17 protein-coding genes and 2 tRNA genes are annotated in these 19,009 nt (G+C 66.9%); 3 read left to right on the plus strand and 16 right to left on the minus strand.

The window, feature by feature from the left end; genetic code table 11:
- Positions 1–27 precede the first annotated feature (27 nt).
- The 6 genes from NFU08_RS12115 to leuC form a co-directional block, all read right to left on the minus strand.
- Positions 28–1,176 (minus strand): D-alanine--D-alanine ligase family protein, encoded by a 1,149-nt coding sequence (locus NFU08_RS12115; RefSeq protein WP_251423580.1) that lies wholly within the window; start codon positions 1,174–1,176, stop codon positions 28–30.
- Between the two features lie 2 nt (positions 1,177–1,178).
- The gene (locus NFU08_RS12120) at positions 1,179–2,231 is read right to left on the minus strand and encodes an NAD(P)H-dependent glycerol-3-phosphate dehydrogenase (RefSeq protein WP_251423582.1); all 1,053 of its coding nucleotides are present in this window, start codon (positions 2,229–2,231) and stop codon (positions 1,179–1,181) included.
- Positions 2,228–3,001: a 1-acyl-sn-glycerol-3-phosphate acyltransferase gene (locus tag NFU08_RS12125; protein ID WP_174178153.1), complete on the minus strand. Its 774-nt coding sequence runs from the start codon at positions 2,999–3,001 to the stop codon at positions 2,228–2,230. The genes NFU08_RS12120 and NFU08_RS12125 overlap by 4 nt, the downstream gene beginning before the upstream one ends.
- Before the next feature lie 9 nt (positions 3,002–3,010).
- Positions 3,011–4,336, minus strand: coding sequence for a UDP-N-acetylglucosamine 1-carboxyvinyltransferase (gene murA, locus NFU08_RS12130; protein ID WP_251423585.1), 1,326 nt, complete (start codon positions 4,334–4,336; stop codon positions 3,011–3,013).
- Between the two features lie 151 nt (positions 4,337–4,487).
- Positions 4,488–5,099 (minus strand): 3-isopropylmalate dehydratase small subunit, encoded by a 612-nt coding sequence (gene leuD / locus NFU08_RS12135; RefSeq protein ID WP_251423588.1) that lies wholly within the window; start codon positions 5,097–5,099, stop codon positions 4,488–4,490.
- A gap of 8 nt (positions 5,100–5,107) precedes the next feature.
- Complete coding sequence (gene leuC / locus NFU08_RS12140; RefSeq protein ID WP_174178149.1) at positions 5,108–6,562, minus strand: 3-isopropylmalate dehydratase large subunit; 1,455 nt, start codon at positions 6,560–6,562, stop codon at positions 5,108–5,110.
- A 113-nt stretch (positions 6,563–6,675) separates the two neighbouring features.
- On the opposite strand from leuC, the gene NFU08_RS12145 reads away from it, so the two are divergent.
- Together NFU08_RS12145 and NFU08_RS12150 are read left to right on the plus strand one after the other, a co-directional pair.
- Positions 6,676–7,395, plus strand: a complete 720-nt coding sequence (locus NFU08_RS12145) for an IclR family transcriptional regulator (RefSeq protein ID WP_066276894.1) — start codon at positions 6,676–6,678, stop codon at positions 7,393–7,395.
- Between the two features lie 47 nt (positions 7,396–7,442).
- Positions 7,443–7,988 carry a DUF1697 domain-containing protein gene (locus tag NFU08_RS12150; RefSeq protein ID WP_174178147.1) on the plus strand — a complete coding sequence of 182 codons (546 nt, stop codon included), beginning with the start codon at positions 7,443–7,445 and terminating at the stop codon, positions 7,986–7,988.
- Here NFU08_RS12150 and NFU08_RS12155 read toward each other — a convergent pair.
- The 8 genes from NFU08_RS12155 to NFU08_RS12190 form a co-directional block, all read right to left on the minus strand.
- The gene (locus NFU08_RS12155) at positions 7,966–9,582 is read right to left on the minus strand and encodes a GTPase (protein WP_251423590.1); all 1,617 of its coding nucleotides are present in this window, start codon (positions 9,580–9,582) and stop codon (positions 7,966–7,968) included. The two genes, NFU08_RS12150 and NFU08_RS12155, sit on opposite strands and share 23 nt — an antisense overlap.
- The gene (locus tag NFU08_RS12160; protein ID WP_397425726.1) at positions 9,579–11,372 is read right to left on the minus strand and encodes a dynamin family protein; all 1,794 of its coding nucleotides are present in this window, start codon (positions 11,370–11,372) and stop codon (positions 9,579–9,581) included. Before NFU08_RS12160 ends, NFU08_RS12155 begins: the two co-directional genes overlap by 4 nt.
- A 112-nt stretch (positions 11,373–11,484) precedes the next feature.
- Positions 11,485–11,560: transfer RNA gene (locus tag NFU08_RS12165), tRNA-Glu, on the minus strand.
- 138 nt (positions 11,561–11,698) lie between these two features.
- Positions 11,699–11,770: transfer RNA gene (locus tag NFU08_RS12170), tRNA-Gln, on the minus strand.
- A 62-nt stretch (positions 11,771–11,832) separates the two neighbouring features.
- Entirely contained in the window at positions 11,833–12,666 is an 834-nt protein-coding gene (locus tag NFU08_RS12175) for an HAD family hydrolase (RefSeq protein ID WP_251423664.1), read from the minus strand.
- A gap of 13 nt (positions 12,667–12,679) precedes the next feature.
- The gene (gene gltX / locus NFU08_RS12180) at positions 12,680–14,194 is read right to left on the minus strand and encodes a glutamate--tRNA ligase (protein WP_174178142.1); all 1,515 of its coding nucleotides are present in this window, start codon (positions 14,192–14,194) and stop codon (positions 12,680–12,682) included.
- A 50-nt stretch (positions 14,195–14,244) separates the two neighbouring features.
- Entirely contained in the window at positions 14,245–15,021 is a 777-nt protein-coding gene (locus tag NFU08_RS12185) for a fumarylacetoacetate hydrolase family protein (RefSeq protein ID WP_188808566.1), read from the minus strand.
- A gap of 10 nt (positions 15,022–15,031) precedes the next feature.
- Positions 15,032–15,862, minus strand: a complete 831-nt coding sequence (locus tag NFU08_RS12190) for an MBL fold metallo-hydrolase (protein ID WP_251423593.1) — start codon at positions 15,860–15,862, stop codon at positions 15,032–15,034.
- A 124-nt stretch (positions 15,863–15,986) separates the two neighbouring features.
- Here NFU08_RS12190 and NFU08_RS12195 point away from each other — a divergent pair, with 124 nt between their 5' ends.
- Positions 15,987–16,580: a hypothetical protein gene (locus tag NFU08_RS12195; RefSeq protein WP_174178135.1), complete on the plus strand. Its 594-nt coding sequence runs from the start codon at positions 15,987–15,989 to the stop codon at positions 16,578–16,580.
- 85 nt (positions 16,581–16,665) lie between these two features.
- On the opposite strand, the gene NFU08_RS12200 is transcribed toward NFU08_RS12195, so the two are convergent.
- Both NFU08_RS12200 and NFU08_RS12205 read right to left on the minus strand, forming a co-directional pair.
- Positions 16,666–17,778 (minus strand): branched-chain amino acid aminotransferase, encoded by a 1,113-nt coding sequence (locus NFU08_RS12200; RefSeq protein ID WP_251423596.1) that lies wholly within the window; start codon positions 17,776–17,778, stop codon positions 16,666–16,668.
- Positions 17,779–17,881: 103 nt separating this feature from the next.
- Positions 17,882–18,934, minus strand: coding sequence for a 3-isopropylmalate dehydrogenase (locus tag NFU08_RS12205; RefSeq protein ID WP_251423599.1), 1,053 nt, complete (start codon positions 18,932–18,934; stop codon positions 17,882–17,884).
- Positions 18,935–19,009: the final 75 nt, after the last annotated feature.

Raw genomic sequence — 19,009 nt, forward strand, 5'->3', positions numbered from 1 at the left:
CGTTGCGGTCAGGGGCCGGTGGGGACGTCAGCGGAGCCCGGTTTTACGGTGCAGCGCCAGGTAGATCAGTTCATCGATGAGGTCTGCGTAGTCCAGCCCGGAGGCCGCCCACATCTGCGGGTACATGCTCTTGGGCGTGAACCCTGGCATGGTGTTGATCTCATTGATGATGAGCTCACCGGCGGGGGTGTAGAAGAAGTCCACACGGCTCAGTCCTTCGGCACCTACGGCGTCAAAGGCTGCCGCTGCGAGCTCGCGGACCCGTGCGATGGCTTCCTCGGGAATGTCTGCCGGGCAGCTGAGGGAGGCGGCGTCGTCCTCCACATACTTGGCGTTGAAATCGTAGAACTCGTGGGTGCCGCCGGCCACGGAGATCTCCCCCGGCATGGAGGTCCGCGGAGCGTCTGTCCCCCTGCCTTCGAGGACAGCGCATTCGATCTCCCGGCCGATAATCCCTGCCTCGATCACCAGCTTGAGGTCGTGCTCGCGGGCTTCCTCGATGGCCGCGTCCAGGTCCGCCAGGGAGTCAACCTTGGAAATGCCCATCGAGGAGCCTGCGCGGGCCGGTTTGACGAAGACCGGGAAGCCCAGCCGGTCCACCTGTTTGCGGACCAGCTCCGGGTCCTTGCGCCACTGACGGTCGGTGACCGCCACATACGGGCCCACGTGCAGCCCGGCCGCCTCGAAGACCACTTTCATGTAGTGCTTGTCCATGCCCACGGCGGAAGCAAGGACGCCGGCGCCCACGTAGCGGGTGTCCGAGAGTTCCAGCAGCCCCTGGATGGTGCCGTCCTCGCCGAACGGGCCATGCAGCAGCGGGAAAACCACGTCAACGGTTCCCAGCTCCTGGGGTACCTCGTTCGGGGACGCCACGATCAGCTGGTGCTCTCCCCCGATTTCCGCCAGGGTGACAGTCTGCGGTGACGGCGCCACCTCGGGCAGAGCCGTGGACGCCAGGGACCACTGGGCGGTGTCGGCGCCCGCGAGCACCCACTGCCCGGTCTTGGCGATTCCAATCGGAATCACCTCGTACTTGTCCTTGTTGATGGCGCCGAGCACACCGGCAGCCGTTACGCAGCTCACGGCGTGCTCGCTGGAGCGGCCGCCGAAAAGTACCGCCACCCGGGGTTTCGCCCGCGGCGCGGTCTCCCCCGCGGCCAGGTTTTCGTGGGACATCGTCAGTAATCGCCTTCAGGTTTCAGTTCCCGGGACAGCAGGAGGGGCCCCAGTTGGTCAACGGACAGCTTGCCTGCCAGCACGGCAACGACGGCGGCCGTGATGGGCATCTCGACGCCCAGCTTGCCTGCCAGTTCGTGGACGGCCTGGCCTGATTTTATGCCTTCGGCGGTCTGGGTCATCTTCTGGCCCACCTCCTCCAGCGTGAGGCCCTGGCCGAGCAGGCGGCCGGCGGTGTGGTTGCGCGAGAGCGGCGAGGAGCAGGTGGCCACGAGGTCGCCCAGCCCGGCCAGGCCGGCCATGGTCTTGGCCTCGCCGCCCAGGGCCAGGGCGAGGCGGGACGTCTCGGCCAGGCCGCGGGTGATGACGGACGCTTTGGTGTTGTCCCCCATCTGTTTGCCCTCGCAGATGCCCACGGCCAGCGCAATGACGTTTTTTACGATCCCGCCGATCTCCACCCCGACGACGTCCGCTGTGGTGTAGGGCCGGAAGTACGGAGCGGTGCAGCTCCTGGCGATCCAGCCGGCAGCTGCGGAATCGGTGCAGGCAACCACCGATGCGGTTGGTTCTTCGCGGGCAATCTCCATGGCCAGGTTGGGACCGGACACAATGGCGATACGTTCGGCGGGCAGGCCCAGCTCCTCGCCGATGACCTCGCTCATCCGGGCGTCCGTGCCGAGCTCAAGGCCCTTCATCAGGGAAACCACCATGGCGTCCCGGGCGATCAGGCCCTTCCATTCCCGCAGCTGCGGCCGCAGGGACTGCGCCGGGACGGCGATGACCACGAGGTCCGCGCCGTCCAGGACGGCGGCAACGTCCGTGGACGCCGAGATGCTCTCCGGGAGCGGGACGTCCTTCAGGTATTGCTCGTTGACGTGACTGGTGTTGATCTGGTCGACCACTTCAGCGCGGCGGCCCCACAGCCTGATGGTGCGCGGATCGCCTGCTGCCGCCGCCGCATCAGCCAGGATCTTGGCGAACGTCGTCCCCCAGGAGCCGGCGCCCAGCACGGCAACGGAACGGGCCGAGCCCGCTTCCCTTTCCCCAGCGGTCACGGAGTTTCCGTTCCGGTACCGGGCTGCTGCTGCCCGCGTTCCACGAACCTGCCGTGCTTCGCCTGCTGCTGCTTGGCCGGGTCCCAGCGCTCAGCGGGTGGCTCTTCCTGCCGGATCTCCGCCAGGAGGCTGGTGATTGCGTCCATGATTGCGTCCGTGGCGCCTGTCAGGGTGGCTTTGTCCAGCGGGCGCCCGGCGAAGGCGCTCAGGTCTACCGGATCGCCCACCACAACCCTGGACCGCTTGCGCGGGAACAGGTGGAACCGCTTGCCGTAGCGGGGGAAGACCTCATGGGCACCCCAGTGGGCGATCGGCACCACCGGGATGCCGCCTTCAAGGGCGAGCCGTGCGGCGCCGGTGTGGCCCTTCATGGGCCACAGCGCAGGATCCCGGGTGAGGGTGCCCTCGGGATAAATGATGATGGCGCCGCCCTCGGCAACAATCTCCTGGGCGAGCTGCAGCGAGCGGTTCGCCCCCGCCGTCGAACGTTCCACGGGGATCTGCTTGGTGGCCCGCAGGACCCAGCCCAGCACCGGAACCTTGAACAGGCCGGACTTGGCAAGGAAGTGCGGGGCAATCCCGTGGTTGTAGAGGAGGTGGCCGATGATCAGCGGATCGATCTCGGTGCAGTGGTTGGGCGCCGCAATGAAGCCGCCGGCAGGCAGTTTCGCGGTGCCCTCCCACTTTTTGTCCATCATGAGGTTAAACAGGGGGCGGACTATTCCGGCGACCACCGCAAGGGTGGCGCGGCTCTTGGCCGGTTCTTTCACGTCTGCCCGCTACTTCGTGGTGGTGATGTCGAAGTCGGCACCCAGCCCGGCCAGTTTTTCGGTAAACCGTTCGTAGCCGCGGTTGATGATGTCGATGCCGGTCACGCGTGAGGTTCCCGTGGCCGCCAGAGCCGCAATCAGGTGGCTGAAGCCGCCGCGCAGGTCCGGGACGTCGATGTCGGTGCCCTTGAGCTGGGTAGGTCCGGAGATCACGGCCGAATGCAGGAAGTTGCGCTGGCCAAACCGGCACGGGACGCTGCCCAGGCATTCACGGTGCACCTGGATGCTGGCCCCCATCCGGATGAGCGCATCCGTGAATCCGAAGCGGTTCTCGTAGACGGTCTCGTGGACGATGGAGACGCCTTCGGCCTGGGTCAGGGCCACCACCAGGGGCTGCTGCCAGTCCGTCATGAAGCCGGGGTGCACGTCAGTCTCCAGGACCAGCGGGTTGAGCTTGCCGCCGTGGTGGTAGAAACGGATGCCGTCCTCGCCGATGTCCATCCCGCCGCCCACCTTGCGGTAGGTGTTCAGGAAGGTCATCATGTCCCGCTGGGAGGCGCCCTCAACAAAGATGTCGCCCTTGGTGACCAGGGCAGCAGAGGCCCACGACGCTGACTCGTTCCGGTCCGAGAGCGCCCGGTGGCTGTAGCCGCCGAGGTCGCGGACACCTTCAATGCGGATGGTCCGGTCCGTCTGGACGCTGATGATGGCGCCCATCTTCTGCAGCACGGCAATGAGGTCGATGATCTCCGGCTCGGTGGCGGCACCGGAGAGCTCGGTGATGCCCTCGGCGCGGGTGGCGCTCAGCAGGACCTGCTCGGTGGCGCCCACCGACGGATACGGAAGGGAGATCTTTGCCCCGTGCAGGCCCTTGGGTGCCGAGATGTGGATCCCGCCGGGGCGCTTCTCCACCACGGCACCGAACTGCCGCAGCACGTCCAGGTGGTAGTCGATGGGGCGGTCGCCGATTTTGCAGCCGCCGAGATCGGGAATGAACGCCTCGCCGATGGCGTGGATCAGCGGTCCGCACAGCAGGATGGGAATCCGGGAGTCGCCTGCGTGGGCGTCAATGGCAGTGCTGGAGGCCGTCTTGGCTGCCTTCGGATCCAGCGTGAGGTCGCCGTTGACCGGGTCCTTGACCACGGTAACGCCATGCAGCTGCAGGAGGGAGGTGACCACCTCCACGTCCTTGATCTCCGGAACGTTCCGCAACACCGAGGGTTCGTTGCCCAGCAACGCTGCCACCATCGCCTTGGGGACAAGATTCTTTGCTCCCCTGACGCTGACGCGGCCTGTAAGCGGGACTCCGCCGCGGATTGTCAGAACACTACTCATATACCGGTTTCCTTACGATCACTCGCCCCCAAATCCTTGCAAAGGCTCCAACCAAGCATAGGAGGTTGCGTTACCGAACCGAAATACGCGGGCGACGGCGGCAGGGCGTGGCGCGCCGCCGTCGCACCTTTTAAAGACATGCAGCTCTGCTTCAGCCCGCGGAGGAAAGGCGCGCAGGCAGGGTTTTGGGCTTGAACGAGGGCCGGGTGGCCTCGTAGGCCGTGATGTCCGCCTCATGCTGCAGGGTCAGCCCGATGTCGTCCAGGCCTTCCAGCAGGCGCCAGCGGGTGTAGTCGTCGATCTCGAAGGGCGCAACGATGTTGCCGCACACCACGGTCTTGGACACCAGGTCCACGGTGACTTCGGTCCCCGGAGCGTTCTCGAGCTCCTTCCAGATGAGCTCGATGTCGTCCTGGGAGAGCTCGGCGGCCAGCAGCCCCTGCTTGCCGGAGTTCCCGCGGAAGATGTCGGCGAAGCGGGAGGAGAGGACGGCTTTGAAGCCGTAATCCTTGAGCGCCCAGACGGCGTGCTCGCGCGACGAGCCGGTTCCGAAGTCCGGGCCAGCCACCAGCACGGAGCCGGCAGTGAAGGGCTCCTTGTTGAGGATGAAGGACGGGTCCTTGCGCCATGCCGAGAACAGGGCGTCCTCGAACCCTGTCCGGGTGATCCGCTTGAGGTAGACGGCGGGGATGATCTGGTCCGTGTCCACGTTGCTCTGCCGCAGCGGGACGCCGATTCCGGTGTGGGTGGTGAACTTTTCCATGGCGTGTCCTAGGCTGCGTCGGTGCGGATGGCGGCGGATTCGGGGGCCGGATCAAGGTCCGACGGCGAACTCAGGGTGCCCCGGATGGCGGTGGCAGCGGCGACCACCGGGGAGACCAGGTGGGTGCGGCCGCCCTTGCCCTGGCGTCCTTCGAAGTTGCGGTTCGAGGTGGAAGCGCAGCGCTCCCCCACCTCCAGCTGGTCCGGGTTCATGCCCAGGCACATGGAGCAGCCGGCGAAGCGCCACTCGGCGCCAAAGTCCTTGAACACCCGGTCGAGGCCCTCGGCCTCGGCTTCCAGCCGCACGCGTGCGGAGCCCGGAACAACCAGCATCCGGACGTTGGGGTCCTTTTGGCGTCCGCGGATGATGTCCGCGGCAGCGCGCAGGTCCTCCATGCGGGAGTTGGTGCAGGAGCCCAGGAACACCGTGTCCACGCGGATTTCCTTCATCGGGGTGCCTGCCTCCAGCCCCATGTACTGCAGCGCACGCTCGGCGGCAGCCTTGGCGTTCTCGTCTCCGAAGTCCTCGGGCGACGGCACGGACTCGGACAGCGAAACTCCCTGGCCGGGGTTGGTGCCCCAGGTGACGAAGGGCTCCAGGGTGTCGGCGTCCAGGTCAACCTGGGCGTCGAAGACGGCGTCCTCGTCAGTGCGCAGCGTGTTCCAGTACTCGACGGCGGCGTCCCAGTCGGCGCCCTGCGGAGCGTGCGGGCGGCCCTCCATGTAGGCGTAGGTGGTTTCGTCCGGCGCCACCATGCCGGCGCGGGCACCGGCTTCGATGGACATGTTGCAGATGGTCATGCGCGCGTCCATGGACAGCGAGCGGATGGCGGACCCGCGGTATTCCAGGACGTAGCCCTGCCCGCCGCCGGTGCCGATCTTGGCAATGACGGCCAGGATGATGTCCTTGGCGGTGACGCCGGGACGCAGTGTCCCCTCGACGTTGATGGCCATGGTCTTGAAGGGCTTCAGGGAGAGCGTCTGGGTGGCCATGACGTGCTCCACCTCAGAGGTGCCGATGCCCATGGCCAGGGCGCCGAAGGCACCGTGCGTTGACGTGTGGGAGTCGCCGCAGACCACTGTCATACCCGGTTGGGTGAGGCCCAGCTGCGGGCCGACCACGTGGACGATGCCCTGCTCGGCGTCCCCGAGGCTGTGCAGCCGCACGCCGAACTCCGCGCAGTTGTTGCGCAGGGTCTGGATCTGGGTGCGGCTGGTGAGGTCCGCGATAGGCTTGTCGATGTCCAGCGTGGGGGTGTTGTGGTCCTCCGTGGCGATGGTGAGGTCCGGGCGGCGCAGCTTCCGGCCGGCCAGCCGCAGGCCTTCGAAGGCCTGCGGGGACGTCACTTCGTGGACCAGGTGAAGGTCGATGAAGAGAAGGTCGGGCTGGGCGTTGGCACCGTCACCATCACCTTTGCGCACCACATGTGCGTCCCAGACTTTCTCGGCCAATGTCTTTGCCATGGCCATCTCCCTTCACTGCTGTTTGGCTGATGAGATCAACTGAATCAGGACGGCTCGGCACTGCGCCAGCCAAAAGATTTGCATCTCAGATATTGAGACGGCAATATCATTACATGGACAATTCTAGTGGAGTCGGTGTCATTGATAAAGCGGCCCAGGTGCTTGATGCGCTCGAAGCCGGCCCCACCACGCTGGCACAGCTTGTGGCAGCCACGGGCCTGGCCCGGCCCACTGTCCACCGCCTGGCCCTCGCCCTGGTCCACCACCGCCTCGTGAGCCGCGATATCCAGGGCCGTTTTGTCCTGGGAAGCCGCCTGGTTGAGCTGGCATCGGCTGCAGGCGAGGACCGTCTGATAGCTTCCGCGGGGCCCGTCCTGATGCAGCTGCGCGACGCCACCGGCGAAAGCGCCCAGATTTTCCGCCGCCAGGGTGACTGGCGCGTGTGCGTGGCCTCGGCCGAACGGCCCATCGGCCTGCGCGACACCATCCCTGTGGGTACCCAGCTGTCCATGAAGGCAGGGTCTGCGGCGCAGGTACTGCTCGCGTGGGAAGACCACGACCGTCTTCTCGAAGGCTTGCAGTCAGCACGTTTCACGCCGACGGTCCTGGCCGGAGTACGACGCCGGGGCTGGGGCCAGAGCCTCGGGGAACGGGAGCCGGGGGTCGCCTCCGTGTCCGCACCGGTGCGGGGACCGTCCGGCCGGGTCATCGCCGCGGTTTCCATTTCCGGGCCCATTGAGCGCCTCACCCGCCAGCCCGGCCGGCTGCACGCGGAAGTGGTGTGCAACGCCGGACGGCTCCTCACCGAAGCCCTCCGGAAGAACAACGACTGACGCCCGGCAAAGGCCGCAACCGGCCCGCCCGGCGCTAGGATTTCGCCATGGGCAGCTATGCGGTTTTCCTCCGTGGAATCAACGTGGGCGGCATCAACATCAAGATGGCCGCCTTGCGGGACGCCCTCCAGGCTGCCGGCTTCCAGGACGCCGGGACACTGCTTGCGAGCGGAAACGTCGTCCTCACCAGCACCCTCGGAGCCGCCGCTGTCAAGCGCACCTGTGAGAAGTGCCTCAGGGATGCCTTTGGCTATGACGCCTGGGTGGTGGTCCTCGAAGCCGGCCGGGTCGCAGAACTCGTGGCGGCGTGCCCCTACCCTGCCGACGACAAGGCCACCCATACCTACATCACGCTCTCCTCGGACCAGGAAGTGCTCGATGAACTCGACGCGGCCGGGGCTGCACTGGAAGGACACCAGCAGAAGAGGCTGGGGCCGGAGGCGCTGGCCTGGCTGGCACCGGCAGGCGGAACCCTGGACAGCCCCTTCAGCAAGATCTCCGCAAAAGCCAGGTTCAAGGCCGCAACCACGACGCGCAACCTGCGGACGCTGGTCAAAGTCCGGGATGCTGCTAGCCGGTTGCAGCCGTCCTGAGTGCAGCATTGAATGCGGCGTGCCTGCTGACCTCCAGTTCCACCGGTTCCACCACGAGTTCCTGCGCAACGGCAGCCACTGCGGCTTTGAGCCTCTTCCGTGCCCTCGCTGCCCGTAGGTTGGCCGCAGCAGCGGCTATGAAGCGGCCGGTGATGGCCAGGAAAATACCCAGCACCACACCCCCGGCAATCATCAGGGTGGGGATTGGCCACCCCTCCACCCGGGGCACCTCAGGTACGGGCATCTGGAAATAGCCCAGGCCCGCCAGGACGCCGAGCCAGCCCAGCCCGCCCAGGACGGTGAGCAGCGCCAGCCACTGCACCACGTTGAAAACTCCCCACCACCAGGACTTCCGGTTGGCGGCGAGGTCCGTTCCGGCGATGGCCTGGTCAAGGGCATCGGGCAGCCGTTCCCGGCCCTCCCTGGCGGCTCCCCGGATGGCGGCCCGCCAGGGCCCGGGAGCGCCGGTGCTCGCGGCGTCGGCGAATTCGCGCACGGCGGCGTCCGTGCGTGCCCGCTCCGGTGCTCCTGCCGGTGGCAGTGATGTCCGGTTGAGCTCCGATGGCGCCGCGCTGCGCAGGTTGAGCCGCCGCAGCGGATCAGCACGGAACCGGGAGAGCCACCGGGTCGCGGGCCAGCCCGTGCGCCTGACGGACTCCAGCCGGTAGGACTGGCCCACCGCGCGGACCACTACGGGAACGTTGGCTGCCACAGCCAGTTCGTCGGCAAGGCGGGTAATGGCCGCAGGCCGTACACCGGCTGCGGTTCCCTCGCCGGACACCGCGCCCAGCTCCGCTGATGCCCTGGTGATATCGGCAGCAAGCCGCTGCGACTGGGCCTTGCGTTTGACGGCAACCCCACGGATGGCAGCCCGGACCTGGTCTACGCCGGCTCCCGTCAACGCCGAAGCCGCAAGCACCTGGACCTTGGCAAGTCCGTCGCGGGCAAGGATGGAGCGCAGGGATTCCAGGACGGGCTGCACATCACGTTCCGGCAGCCGGTCCACCTGGTTCAGGACCACCAGGGTCACCGCGCCGTGCGAGGCCAGGCGTGACAGGAAGTCGTTGTGCACGGCCGCGTCGGCGTACTTTTGCGGATCAAGGACCCACACCAGGACGTCCACCATTCCCACCATCCGCTGGACCACCTCACGGTTGGATGCCTTGGTGGAGTCGAAGTCCGGCAGGTCCAGCAGGACCAGGCCGGTGTCCTCGTCCGCGAATCCTTCGACGGCGGCGGCGTGGTGGCGGTTGCGGACCTCCAGCCAGTCCAGCAGCGGCTCGCTGCCGTCCGCACCCCAGACCCCTGCCAAAGGTACCGACGTCGTTGGACGCCGTGCTGCCGCCGTCGCGATTTCCGCGCCGCTGACCGCGTTGAAAAGCGAGGATTTCCCGCTGCCCGTGGCACCAAAGAATCCCACCACCGTGTGGTCCGCGGACAGCGACCGCCGCGAACTTGCGCGTTCCAGGACACTGAAGACTTCCTGCAGGGACTCGTCCGGAAGGACGCCTTCGCCAAGCTCGCGGGCGTCGTTGAGGGCGGAAAGCCGGCGGTCCAGCCGGGTCGCCTCCCGGGTATCGCTGTGGCGGCTCATGCGTTGTCCGCCAGGCGCACCAGCGCGGCGGCGTGCGCGGCCAGGGTGTCGGGGATGCTGCCGTCGTAGTCCGGCAGGCGGGAGAGGAACTTGCGCCTCTCTTCCTGCAGCAGCACCTGGCATCGGGTGTGCAGGTCCTCGCGCGCTTTTTCGGCCATGCGCCTGACGGCGTCCTCGCCGAAGACGGCCTCGAGCAGCCGCTGGCCCACGACGGCGGTTCCTCCGGCGACGCCCACCTCGAGTCCCGTAAGCCCGGCCGTCATGGAAAAGACGACGATCATCAGCGCGGCGCCGAGTCCGTTGATGCCGAAGGAGAGCCAGCGGGCCTGCGTCCGCTTTCCCTGGCCCTCGGTGCGGATCATGTCCATCAGGGCTTCCTGCCAGGCCCGGATCTCAGCGGCGGCGCGGTCTTCAAAGCCCGGAGTTGTGCCGGAGAGGTCATCCGTACCCAGCAGCTGGCGCCCGGGGGGATCGTTCCGCCAGCGCTGGTCTGTGTCCTCGGCGGCATTGGCGGCCTCGTCAACAATGACAGCCTGCAGGCCGGTCTCGATGGCAGCTTCCACCCTGACGGCGGGTGCGGGTTCACCACGGAAGAAGGCACCCACCCGGTCGCGGAACCGTCCCACGTTCTGCTCGAGCGTCCGGAAGAATTCCCCCGTACCCACAAAGTCCTGCCAGCGGGCCAGCACCTCTCCCCTCAGGAGGGCGCCGTCCCTCGTGGCATCGAGGATGCGGTCCGCAGCGTCCCCGTAGGCACCGACGGCCGCATCCTCGAGGTTGGCGGCGGCCTGCTGCTGCTCCCGGGCGGCCAGCGCGACGGCGGAGACGCGCCCTGCCATCGCCCGGACGGTTCCGTTCAGGGTGCGGCGGGCGATTTCGGACCGGCCGGCGGCGTCGGCCGCCAGGTCAGCCAGCCAGGCCCGCAGCGGCTGGACGGCCCCGGCGGGGAGCATGCCCATGGCATCCAGGGTGGTCTCCGGAATGATGAACAGCTGCGCCGTGCCGAGTCCTTCCCGGTCGAGGAGGCTGCGCAGGTCCTCGCTGACTTCTTCTTCCGCCCCGGCGGGAACCCTATCCAGGACCACGCCCACCATGATGTCCCGCGACGCGGCGTTGAGGAGCAGCTTCCAGGGAACGGCGTCGGCGTAACGGTTGGCAGTGGTAACGAAGACCCACAGGTCGGCGGCGGCCAGGAGCTGGGCGGCCAGCTTGCGGTTGTCGTCCGAGATGGAATCAACATCCGGGGCATCCAGGACGGCAACTCCGGCGGGCACTCCCGGGTCTGCCACAAGGACAAGGGAAGACATGGCGGCTGCATCCGGAACCGCTCCTGCCCGGTTAGCGGGCACGGGGCTGTTGGTGACGGACCCACGGATCCTGCTGAGGCTCGGCAGCACGCGCTGCCCCTCGAACCAGTCCGCCTCCGATGGGTGGTGCAGGAGGATCGGCTGGCGGGTGGTGGGACGGATGGCGCCTGCGCGGGTGACCGGGTGCCCCACGATCCCGTTCACCAGGGTTGACTTGCCCGCTCCCGTGGAACCCCCGACGACGGCCAGGAGCGGAGCGTCAAGGCTTCGGTACCGCGGAAGGATGTAGTCATCGAGCTGGGCCACGGCACTGGCGGCCTCACGCCGGGCCTGCTCCGAATCAGGCAGGGCCAGCGGCAGCTCGGCAGCGGCCAGATCCTCGCGCACCTCTTCCAGCAACGCGACGGCCGCCAAGGCTGCGGCGCTGCCCGCGGGCGTGCGCTGCGCGTGGTTCGGGTGGTCCTGCTCGTTCGGGGAGGTCACAGCAACATCATGCCAGTTCGAACTCTCCACGGCCGCAGTAACGGCGCGCGTTGCCGGTGGGCTCCAGCACACAACAAAAATGGCCCCGGGCGTGTGCCCGGGACCATTTCGTTGGTGACCCCAGCGGGATTCGAACCCGCGTTACCGCCGTGAGAGGGCGGCGTACTAGGCCGCTATACGATGGGGCCGTGTACTTTACCGTACTTTTACCAGCGTTTCCGCTGGTCAAGCTCAGTGATTGTTTCATACACTTCGCTTCAGTTTCAAATCGGCGAACCGGCTGAAACCTTCCGTTTTGAGCGCTGAAATCAGCTTTCAAACCAGAGCTGGGATACCAGGACTCGAACCTAGAATGACGGTACCAGAAACCGTAGTGTTGCCAATTACACCATATCCCAATGATACTTTCGGGCCAGTTTTCAGGGCGTTTGCCCTGCTCCGTGCGCCTCAGCACGAGAAATTACTTTACCCGAGACTTCGTGCTCGCACAAATCGGGCTCCGGCGTGCCGGTCGGGGACGCGGGCCGGGCGTGCGCCCGGCCCGCGCCGCGCGCCCACACGCGACCAGTTCGCCCAGCGACGACACCATGTTGCCCCGGAATTCCTTAACCTGCTCCCCCGCCCTGTTGAGCCAGACGCCCAGGAGGCCGGCCGCCGTCGAGCCTTCCGCGTCCAGCAGGCGGTTGTCCCCGACGTAGAGCGTTTCAGCAGGTCCGGTGCCCAGGAGCCGGACACCTTCCAGGTAGATGGACGGATCTGGCTTTGCCACGCCCAGCGTGTCCGTCCCCACCAGGCGCCTGACGCGTCCAAGGCCTGCGCCGTCCAGCTTGGCGCGCTGATAGTCGTGGACGTTGTTGCTGACGGCGCCGTAGGGCACGCCGGCCTGGTCCAGCAGGTCCAGCAGCGGCATGACATCCGGGAAGGGCTTCACGTAGGCGGGCTGCTTTTCCACGTATGCCGTGAGCCACTGGTGGGATTGCTCACCTTCTTCCAGCTCAACCCCGAAGTGGCCCAGGGCAGCGCGGCCGCGCAGCAGCCGCTGCTCGTTGAACGTCAGTTCCCCGGCCAGGTAGCGGTCGTAATAGTGGGTGGTTTCGTGCGTGAAGATGCGCCCGAACCGCTCCCAGCCGGCCTGGTCCATGCCGGGCAGGAGGTGTTCGCTGACCTCCCGAAGGGCTGTGGTCATCGAAAACTCGAGGTCCACCAGGGTGTCGTCTATGTCGAACAGGACCCCGCGGACTGACCCGAAGGGCGTGTCCAGGACACCGGCGCCGGCCCTTCGGGAAGCTGTCATCGCCGTGCGGTCATCAGCCACGGAAGGCCCGGAGCCTGCGAAGGGAGGATTCCCTGCCCAGGATCACCATGGACTCGAACAGCGGCGGGGAGATGCGCCGTCCGGAAACAGCGGTACGCACGGGTCCGAACGCGAGCCGGGGCTTCAGGCCCAGGTCTTCCACGAGCGCCTGCTTGAGCGCTGCCTGGATCTCTTCGGCGGTCCACTCCTGGACACTGTCGAGGGCCCCAATAGCGGCATCCAGTACCTCGTCGAGGTTCTGCGGAAGGCCCTTCCGGGCGTCGTCGGCAACGTCAATGGCGTCGTCGTCCTTGAACAGGAATCCGAGCATGTCCGGGGCCTCGCCCAGAAGCGTGATGCGCTCCTGGATCAGCGGCGCGGCTTCGGTCAGGATGTCCTCCTGCCGCGCCGTGAGCTCCTCCCCCACATAGCCGGCAGTGCGCAGGTAGGGCACCAGCCGCTCCCGGAAGTCCCCGGGGGCGAGCATCCGGATGTGGGTCCCGTTGATGGCTTCGGCCTTCTTGATGTCAAACCGCGCCGGGTTGGCCAGGACGTCGTGGACGTCGAAGTTTTCGATGAGCTGGTCCACGGTGAAGATGTCCTCATCGGCGGAGAGGCTCCAGCCCAGCAGGGACAGGTAGTTCAGGAGGCCCTCGGGAATGAAGCCGCGGTCACGCAACAGGAACAGGTTCGACTGGGGATCACGCTTGGAGAGCTTCTTGTTGCCTTCACCCATGACGTAGGGCAGGTGGCCGAACTCCGGCATGTAGCTGGCAACACCGAGCTCCATGAGTGCACGGATGAGGACAACCTGGCGCGGCGTGGAGGACAGCAGGTCCTCGCCGCGCAGCACGTGGGTGATACCCATCAGTGCGTCGTCAACCGGGTTCACCAGTGTGTAGAGAGGGGAACCGTCAGCGCGGACAATGACGTAGTCCGGGATGCTGCCGGCCTTGAACGTGATCTCGCCGCGGACCAGGTCGGTGAAGGTGACGTCCTCGTCGGGCATCCGGACCCGCAGCACGGGCTGGCGGCCCTCGGCTTTGAAGGCGGCCACCTGTTCGTCGGTGAGCTCACGGTCAAAGTTGTCGTAACCCAGCTTGGGGTCGCGGCCGGCGGCGCGGTGGCGTGCCTCGACTTCCTCGGGGGACGAGTAGCACTCGTAGGCGTAGCCGCCCTCGATCAGCTTGGCCACGACGTCCTTGTACAGGTCCAGCCGCTGCGACTGGCGGTAGGGCTCGTGGGGGCCGCCCACTTCGACGCCCTCTTCCCACGTGATGCCAAGCCACTTCAGCGCCTCGAGCAGCTGCAGGTAGCTTTCCTCCGAGTCGCGCGCCGCGTCCGTGTCCTCAATGCGGAACACGAAAGTGCCCTTGGTGTGCTTGGCGTGGGCCCAGTTGAAGAGGGCCGTCCGGATCAGCCCGACGTGCGGAGTGCCGGTGGGCGACGGGCAGAACCGGACCCGCACGGGCGTGTCGGCGGAAACGGGGGGCAGGGAGGCAGCATTCGACGCGGAAGCAGTAGTCATAGTGGCTCCAACTTTACCGTCTGCCGCCAGGGGTCCGGGCGGCCCCGGCGTCAGCGGCGGACTATGGGGTTGGACAGGCGGCCGATGCCCTCGATCTCCACCTCAAAGCGGTCGCCGGCGCTGACCAGGCCCACTCCGGCGGGCGTTCCGGTCATGATGACGTCGCCGGGCAGCAGGGTGAAGGCCTGGGACACGATGGACACCAGTTCGCGGACGCCCCGGATCATCTGGCTGGTGCTGCCGTCCTGCCGCAGTTCCCCGTTGAGCCGGCCCTGGATCTGCAGGTCCTCGGTGTCCAGGTCCGTCTCAATCCAGGGGCCGAGCGGCGCCGAGGTGTCAAAGCCCTTGGCCCGGGTCCACTGCAGGTCGGTCTTCTGGACGTCCCGGGCGGTGAGGTCGTTGCCGCAGGTGTAGCCGAAGATGACATCGTCCACGCGGTCCTCGGGCACGTCCTTGCAGATCCGCCCGATCACTACGCACAGTTCCGCCTCAAAGGAGACTTCCTCGGAGAAGTCCGGCAGCACCACGGGATCGTTGGGGCCCACGACGGCGGTGTTCGGCTTCAGGAACAGGAGCGGCTGGGCGGGGACTTCATTGCCGAGTTCATGGGCGTGCTCCACGAAGTTGCGGCCCACGCCGATGACCTTGCTGCGGGGGATGATCGGCGCGAGCAGCCGGACGTCCTCCAGCTTGTGGCGGACGGAGGTTCGCTCCACGCCGTTGAAGAAGGGGTCTCCATGGATGACAGTGATTTCCTCACTGCCGGTGTCACCTTCGACGACGCCGTAAAGGGGATCAGAATCAACAACAAACCTGGCAATACGCATGGCTCCTACCCTACCGTCTTGCCGGGCGTGGCTCCCCGGGCCGCTGCTGGCCTGCGTCTCCGCGAAGGTAGTGGAGCTGGGCCGAGACGGACGCTTCGGCAGCGCGCCGCACGGAAGGGTCGACGTCGGCATAGACGACGTCCGCGACGTCACGGGCGGTGGCTTCCGGCCCGAGGCTGGCCAGTGCATTTCGTACCTGCTCGAGCCGGTCCAGGCGGTGGCTGCGATAGGCACGGGCAACGTCGGCCAGGGACGGAAGGATAGGGCCGTGGGCGGGGAGGACCGCTGCGGGACCAAGTGCCTCAAGCTTGTCCAGCGAGCCAAGGTAGTCGCCCAACGTCCCGTCGGGGTAGTCAAGCATGGTGGTGCCGCGGCCGAGGATGGTGTCGCCGGAGAGAACCGAACCCTGCGGGCCGTCACCGGGCAGGTGGAAGCAGACCGAATCTGACGTGTGGCCGGGAGTAGCCAGCACCCTCACTTCGAGCCCTGCCGCATGGATCACCTGCCCGTCCTTCAACGGAGCGCCTCCGCCGTAACAGTGGGCCGTGCCTGCCGCCCGCACCGGGGCACCGGTCAGCTGGTGCAGCCGTGCAGCACCGGCGGTGTGGTCCGCATGGCGGTGGGTCACGAGGACCAGTTCCACGGGCCCGGCCGCAGCGAGTGCCCGCAGGTGGGCCTCGTCCAGTGGTCCTGGATCCACCACCACGGCGCCCGGGCTGCCCGGCGCCCTCAGGACGTACGAGTTGGTTCCGTCCAGGCTCATGGGCCCGGGATTGGGCGCCAGGACGTACTGTGTCAGGGCGGAGCTGCGCTGGAGGACGGGACCGGAAGCTGAAGTCACCCTCCCATCCTTTCACTGCCAGGTGCACCACTGCCGTTCCCGCCGCCGGAATAGAACAGGCAGGTTTCCGGGTTGAGCACCAATGAAGACCACACGACCTCCCAGGAAGCCGGAACCGGACACCATGAGCACAACCTCACTAACTGACCTCCTCGCCGATGCTGACGCTGCCGGCCACGACCATGCCGCAACCGGGAAGAACAGTGGACTCCAGCACATCCACAATCACGCGACGGGCAGCATCGTGTGGTTTCCCACGTGGAAGAAGTTCCGCGAGACCGACGATTGGAGTGAGGCGGTGGAGGGGGTGGCCGAGGATTTCCGGTCGGGGGCAGCACCCGTGGACGAATGGGCGGCGAAGTTCCTGGCTGAAGACCTGGATGTGCTCCTGACGCGTGCTGCCGCTTCAAGCGACGCAAACGTCTTTGTGCAGGAAAACCTCGTGCACCACCTGACCCGGACCTGGGCCGTCGGCGATGCCGTGGCGAAGGCAAAGGGGCAGGATCTTCCCACGGGCGGCACCACGCCCTCCGTCTTTGCCGGCTATCCCTATGACGTGTACGCCCAGGACGGCGGCGCCTTCGCAACGGCGCTTTGGAACGATGTCATTGACGCCCGTCGCAACCGGGCCATCGCAGAAGAAGCGGCCCGGAAGGCGCTGAAGCCTGTCTCGCGGAAGGCGCTGAAGAACGCTGCCCGTAAGGCAGCACGGCGCTGACCAGCCCGCCGGCTGGCGGGTGAACGAACGGCGCCCGCCGGGACCAAGCCCGGCAGGCGCCGTCGTACGTTAATAAACCGGCAGGCTAGGCCAGGCGGGTCAGCCAGCCGTGCGTGTCCGGCACCGTGCCCGTCTGGATGCCGAGCAGCTGCTCGCGGATGGCCATGGTGGTCTCCCCCGCCTTGGCGTCCTCGGAGCCGATGAACTCGGTGGCGTCCTTAAGGACTCCAATCGGCGTGATCACGGCTGCGGTGCCGCAGGCGAACACCTCGGCAATGTCACCGGAGGCAACGCCGTCGCGCCATTCATCGAGGGTGATCTTGCGCTCGGTGACCTCGCGGCCCATGTCCTTGGCCACCTGGATGACGGACATCCGGGTGATCCCTTCGAGGATGGTGCCGGTCAGCGCCGGGGTGACCAGTGAGCCGTCCTTCATCACGAAGAAAACGTTCATGCCGCCCAGTTCCTCGACTGCGTTGTCGTTGAACTGGTCGAGGAAGAGGACCTGCTTGCAGCCGTTGGCTTCAGCCTCCTGCTGGGCGATCAGCGACGCCGCGTAGTTGCCGCCGCACTTCGCATCGCCGGTTCCGCCGCGGCCGGCGCGGGCGTACTCCCGCGAGATCCAGATGGACACGGGCTTCAGTTCGCCGCCGAAGTAGTTGCCGGCCGGTGAGGCGATGACGCGGAAGGAGACTTCCCGTGCGGCGCGGACGCCCAGGAAGGCCTCGGTGGCGATCATGAACGGCCGCAGGTAGAGCGCCTCACCTTCGCCGGCGGGGACCCATTCCTTGTCAATGGCAACCAGTTCACGGATTGCCCCGAGGAAGTACTCGGCCGGCAGTTCGGGAAGGGCGAGCCTGCGGGCGGACTTGTTCAGGCGTGCCGCATTGGCTTCGGGACGGAAGGTCCAGATGGAGCCGTCGGCGTGGCGGTACGCCTTGAGCCCTTCGAAAATCTCCTGGCCGTAGTGGAAAACAGCTGCCGACGGGTCCAGGACGATTGGCCCGTACGCCTCTATCCGGGCATTGTGCCAGCCGCCCTTGCCGTTCTCGTCCACGTTGTAGTCCACGATGGCGGTGTTGTCGGTGAAGTGGTTGCCGAATCCCGGGTTGGCCAGGATGGCTGCACGCTCTTCAGCAGACTTCGGGTTGGCCGAGGGCTGCTGGGTGAATTCGACGCCATGGGCAGTCTGGGTCATGGTTCCTCCACGATCGGCCACCCCGGGTTCAGCGCTGAACGGCAGGGCGGCATTTGGTGATTCGAGACAAGCTTACGCCCGATGCCTGCGGCTCCGGCGCGGGTTAGAGTCCGGCCGCGATGGCATCGCCTACGGCACTCGTGCTGCGGGCATCGCCGTCGCGCTTTTCGACGTCGGCAGCCACCGCGGCTTCGATCTTGCGGGCCGCGGCGGTGTAGCCGAGGTGGTCCAGCAGGAGCGCGGCGGACAGGATCGCGGCGGTCGGGTCGGCCTTGCCCTGGCCGGCGATGTCCGGGGCGGAGCCGTGGACCGGCTCGAACATGGACGGCGCCGTGCGGTCCATGTTGATGTTGCCGGACGCGGCCAGCCCAATACCGCCCGTCACGGCTGCGGCAAGGTCCGTGAGTATGTCGCCGAAGAGGTTGTCCGTGACAATCACATCGAAGCGCGACGGATCCGTGACCATGAAGATGGTGGCGGCGTCCACGTGCAGGTAATCGTGGGTGACGTCCGGGAACTCGGTGGCGACGGCCTCGACCGTGCGCTTCCACAAGTGCCCTGCGAAGACCAGGACGTTGTGCTTGTGGACCAGGGTGACGTGCTTGCGCTCCCGGGCGCTTGCGCGGCGGAATGCGTCGCGCACAACTCGCTCCACGCCGTGCGCGGTGTTCAGGGAGACTTCGGTGGCCACCTCGTGGGGGGTCCCCGCACGCAGGGTGCCGCCGTTGCCAACGTAAGGGCCTTCGGTGCCCTCGCGGACCACGATGAAGTCGATGTCGCCCGGGTTGGCCAGGGGGCTGCCCACGGTGCCGTACAGCTTGGAGGGGCGCAGGTTGACGTAGTGGTCCAGGCTGAAGCGGAGCTTGAGCAGCATCTCGCGTTCGATGATCCCCGACGGGATCCGCGTGTCGCCGGGGGCCGCGCCCACTGCGCCGAACAGGATGGCATCCCGCCTCCGGAGGTCCGCGAGGACTTCGTCCGGCAGGGTCTCCCCCGTGGCCAGCCAGTGCTCAGCGCCGAGCTTGTAGTGCGTCTGCTTGAGCTCGACGCCCTCCGCCGCCACGGCCTTCTCGAGGACCTTGACTGCCTCGGCAATCACTTCGGGGCCGATGCCGTCGCCAGGGATAACTGCAAGATCGATGGAGGATGCGCTCATGGATTCAGGTTAGCCAAGTTATCCATATGCTGGTCAAGCTGTCTCATAATCCGAACACCCCAGGGACGCTCCCTC

Source organism: Pseudarthrobacter sp. NCCP-2145 (assembly GCF_023708005.1).
GTDB classification, from domain to species: domain Bacteria; phylum Actinomycetota; class Actinomycetes; order Actinomycetales; family Micrococcaceae; genus Arthrobacter; species Arthrobacter oxydans.

Coding starts and splice junctions, on each gene's coding strand:
- NFU08_RS12195 (WP_174178135.1), top strand. CDS start 15,987: ATGAGCACAACCTCACTAACTGACCTCCTCGCCGATGCTGACGCTGCC.
- NFU08_RS12185 (WP_188808566.1), bottom strand. CDS start 15,021: ATGCGTATTGCCAGGTTTGTTGTTGATTCTGATCCCCTTTACGGCGTC.
- murA (WP_251423585.1), bottom strand. CDS start 4,336: ATGAGTAGTGTTCTGACAATCCGCGGCGGAGTCCCGCTTACAGGCCGC.
- NFU08_RS12205 (WP_251423599.1), bottom strand. CDS start 18,934: ATGAGCGCATCCTCCATCGATCTTGCAGTTATCCCTGGCGACGGCATC.
- leuC (WP_174178149.1), bottom strand. CDS start 6,562: ATGGCAAAGACATTGGCCGAGAAAGTCTGGGACGCACATGTGGTGCGC.
- gltX (WP_174178142.1), bottom strand. CDS start 14,194: ATGACTACTGCTTCCGCGTCGAATGCTGCCTCCCTGCCCCCCGTTTCC.
- NFU08_RS12150 (WP_174178147.1), top strand. CDS start 7,443: ATGGGCAGCTATGCGGTTTTCCTCCGTGGAATCAACGTGGGCGGCATC.
- NFU08_RS12175 (WP_251423664.1), bottom strand. CDS start 12,666: ATGACAGCTTCCCGAAGGGCCGGCGCCGGTGTCCTGGACACGCCCTTC.
- NFU08_RS12155 (WP_251423590.1), bottom strand. CDS start 9,582: ATGAGCCGCCACAGCGATACCCGGGAGGCGACCCGGCTGGACCGCCGG.
- NFU08_RS12145 (WP_066276894.1), top strand. CDS start 6,676: ATGGACAATTCTAGTGGAGTCGGTGTCATTGATAAAGCGGCCCAGGTG.
- NFU08_RS12115 (WP_251423580.1), bottom strand. CDS start 1,176: ATGTCCCACGAAAACCTGGCCGCGGGGGAGACCGCGCCGCGGGCGAAA.
- NFU08_RS12200 (WP_251423596.1), bottom strand. CDS start 17,778: ATGACCCAGACTGCCCATGGCGTCGAATTCACCCAGCAGCCCTCGGCC.
- leuD (WP_251423588.1), bottom strand. CDS start 5,099: ATGGAAAAGTTCACCACCCACACCGGAATCGGCGTCCCGCTGCGGCAG.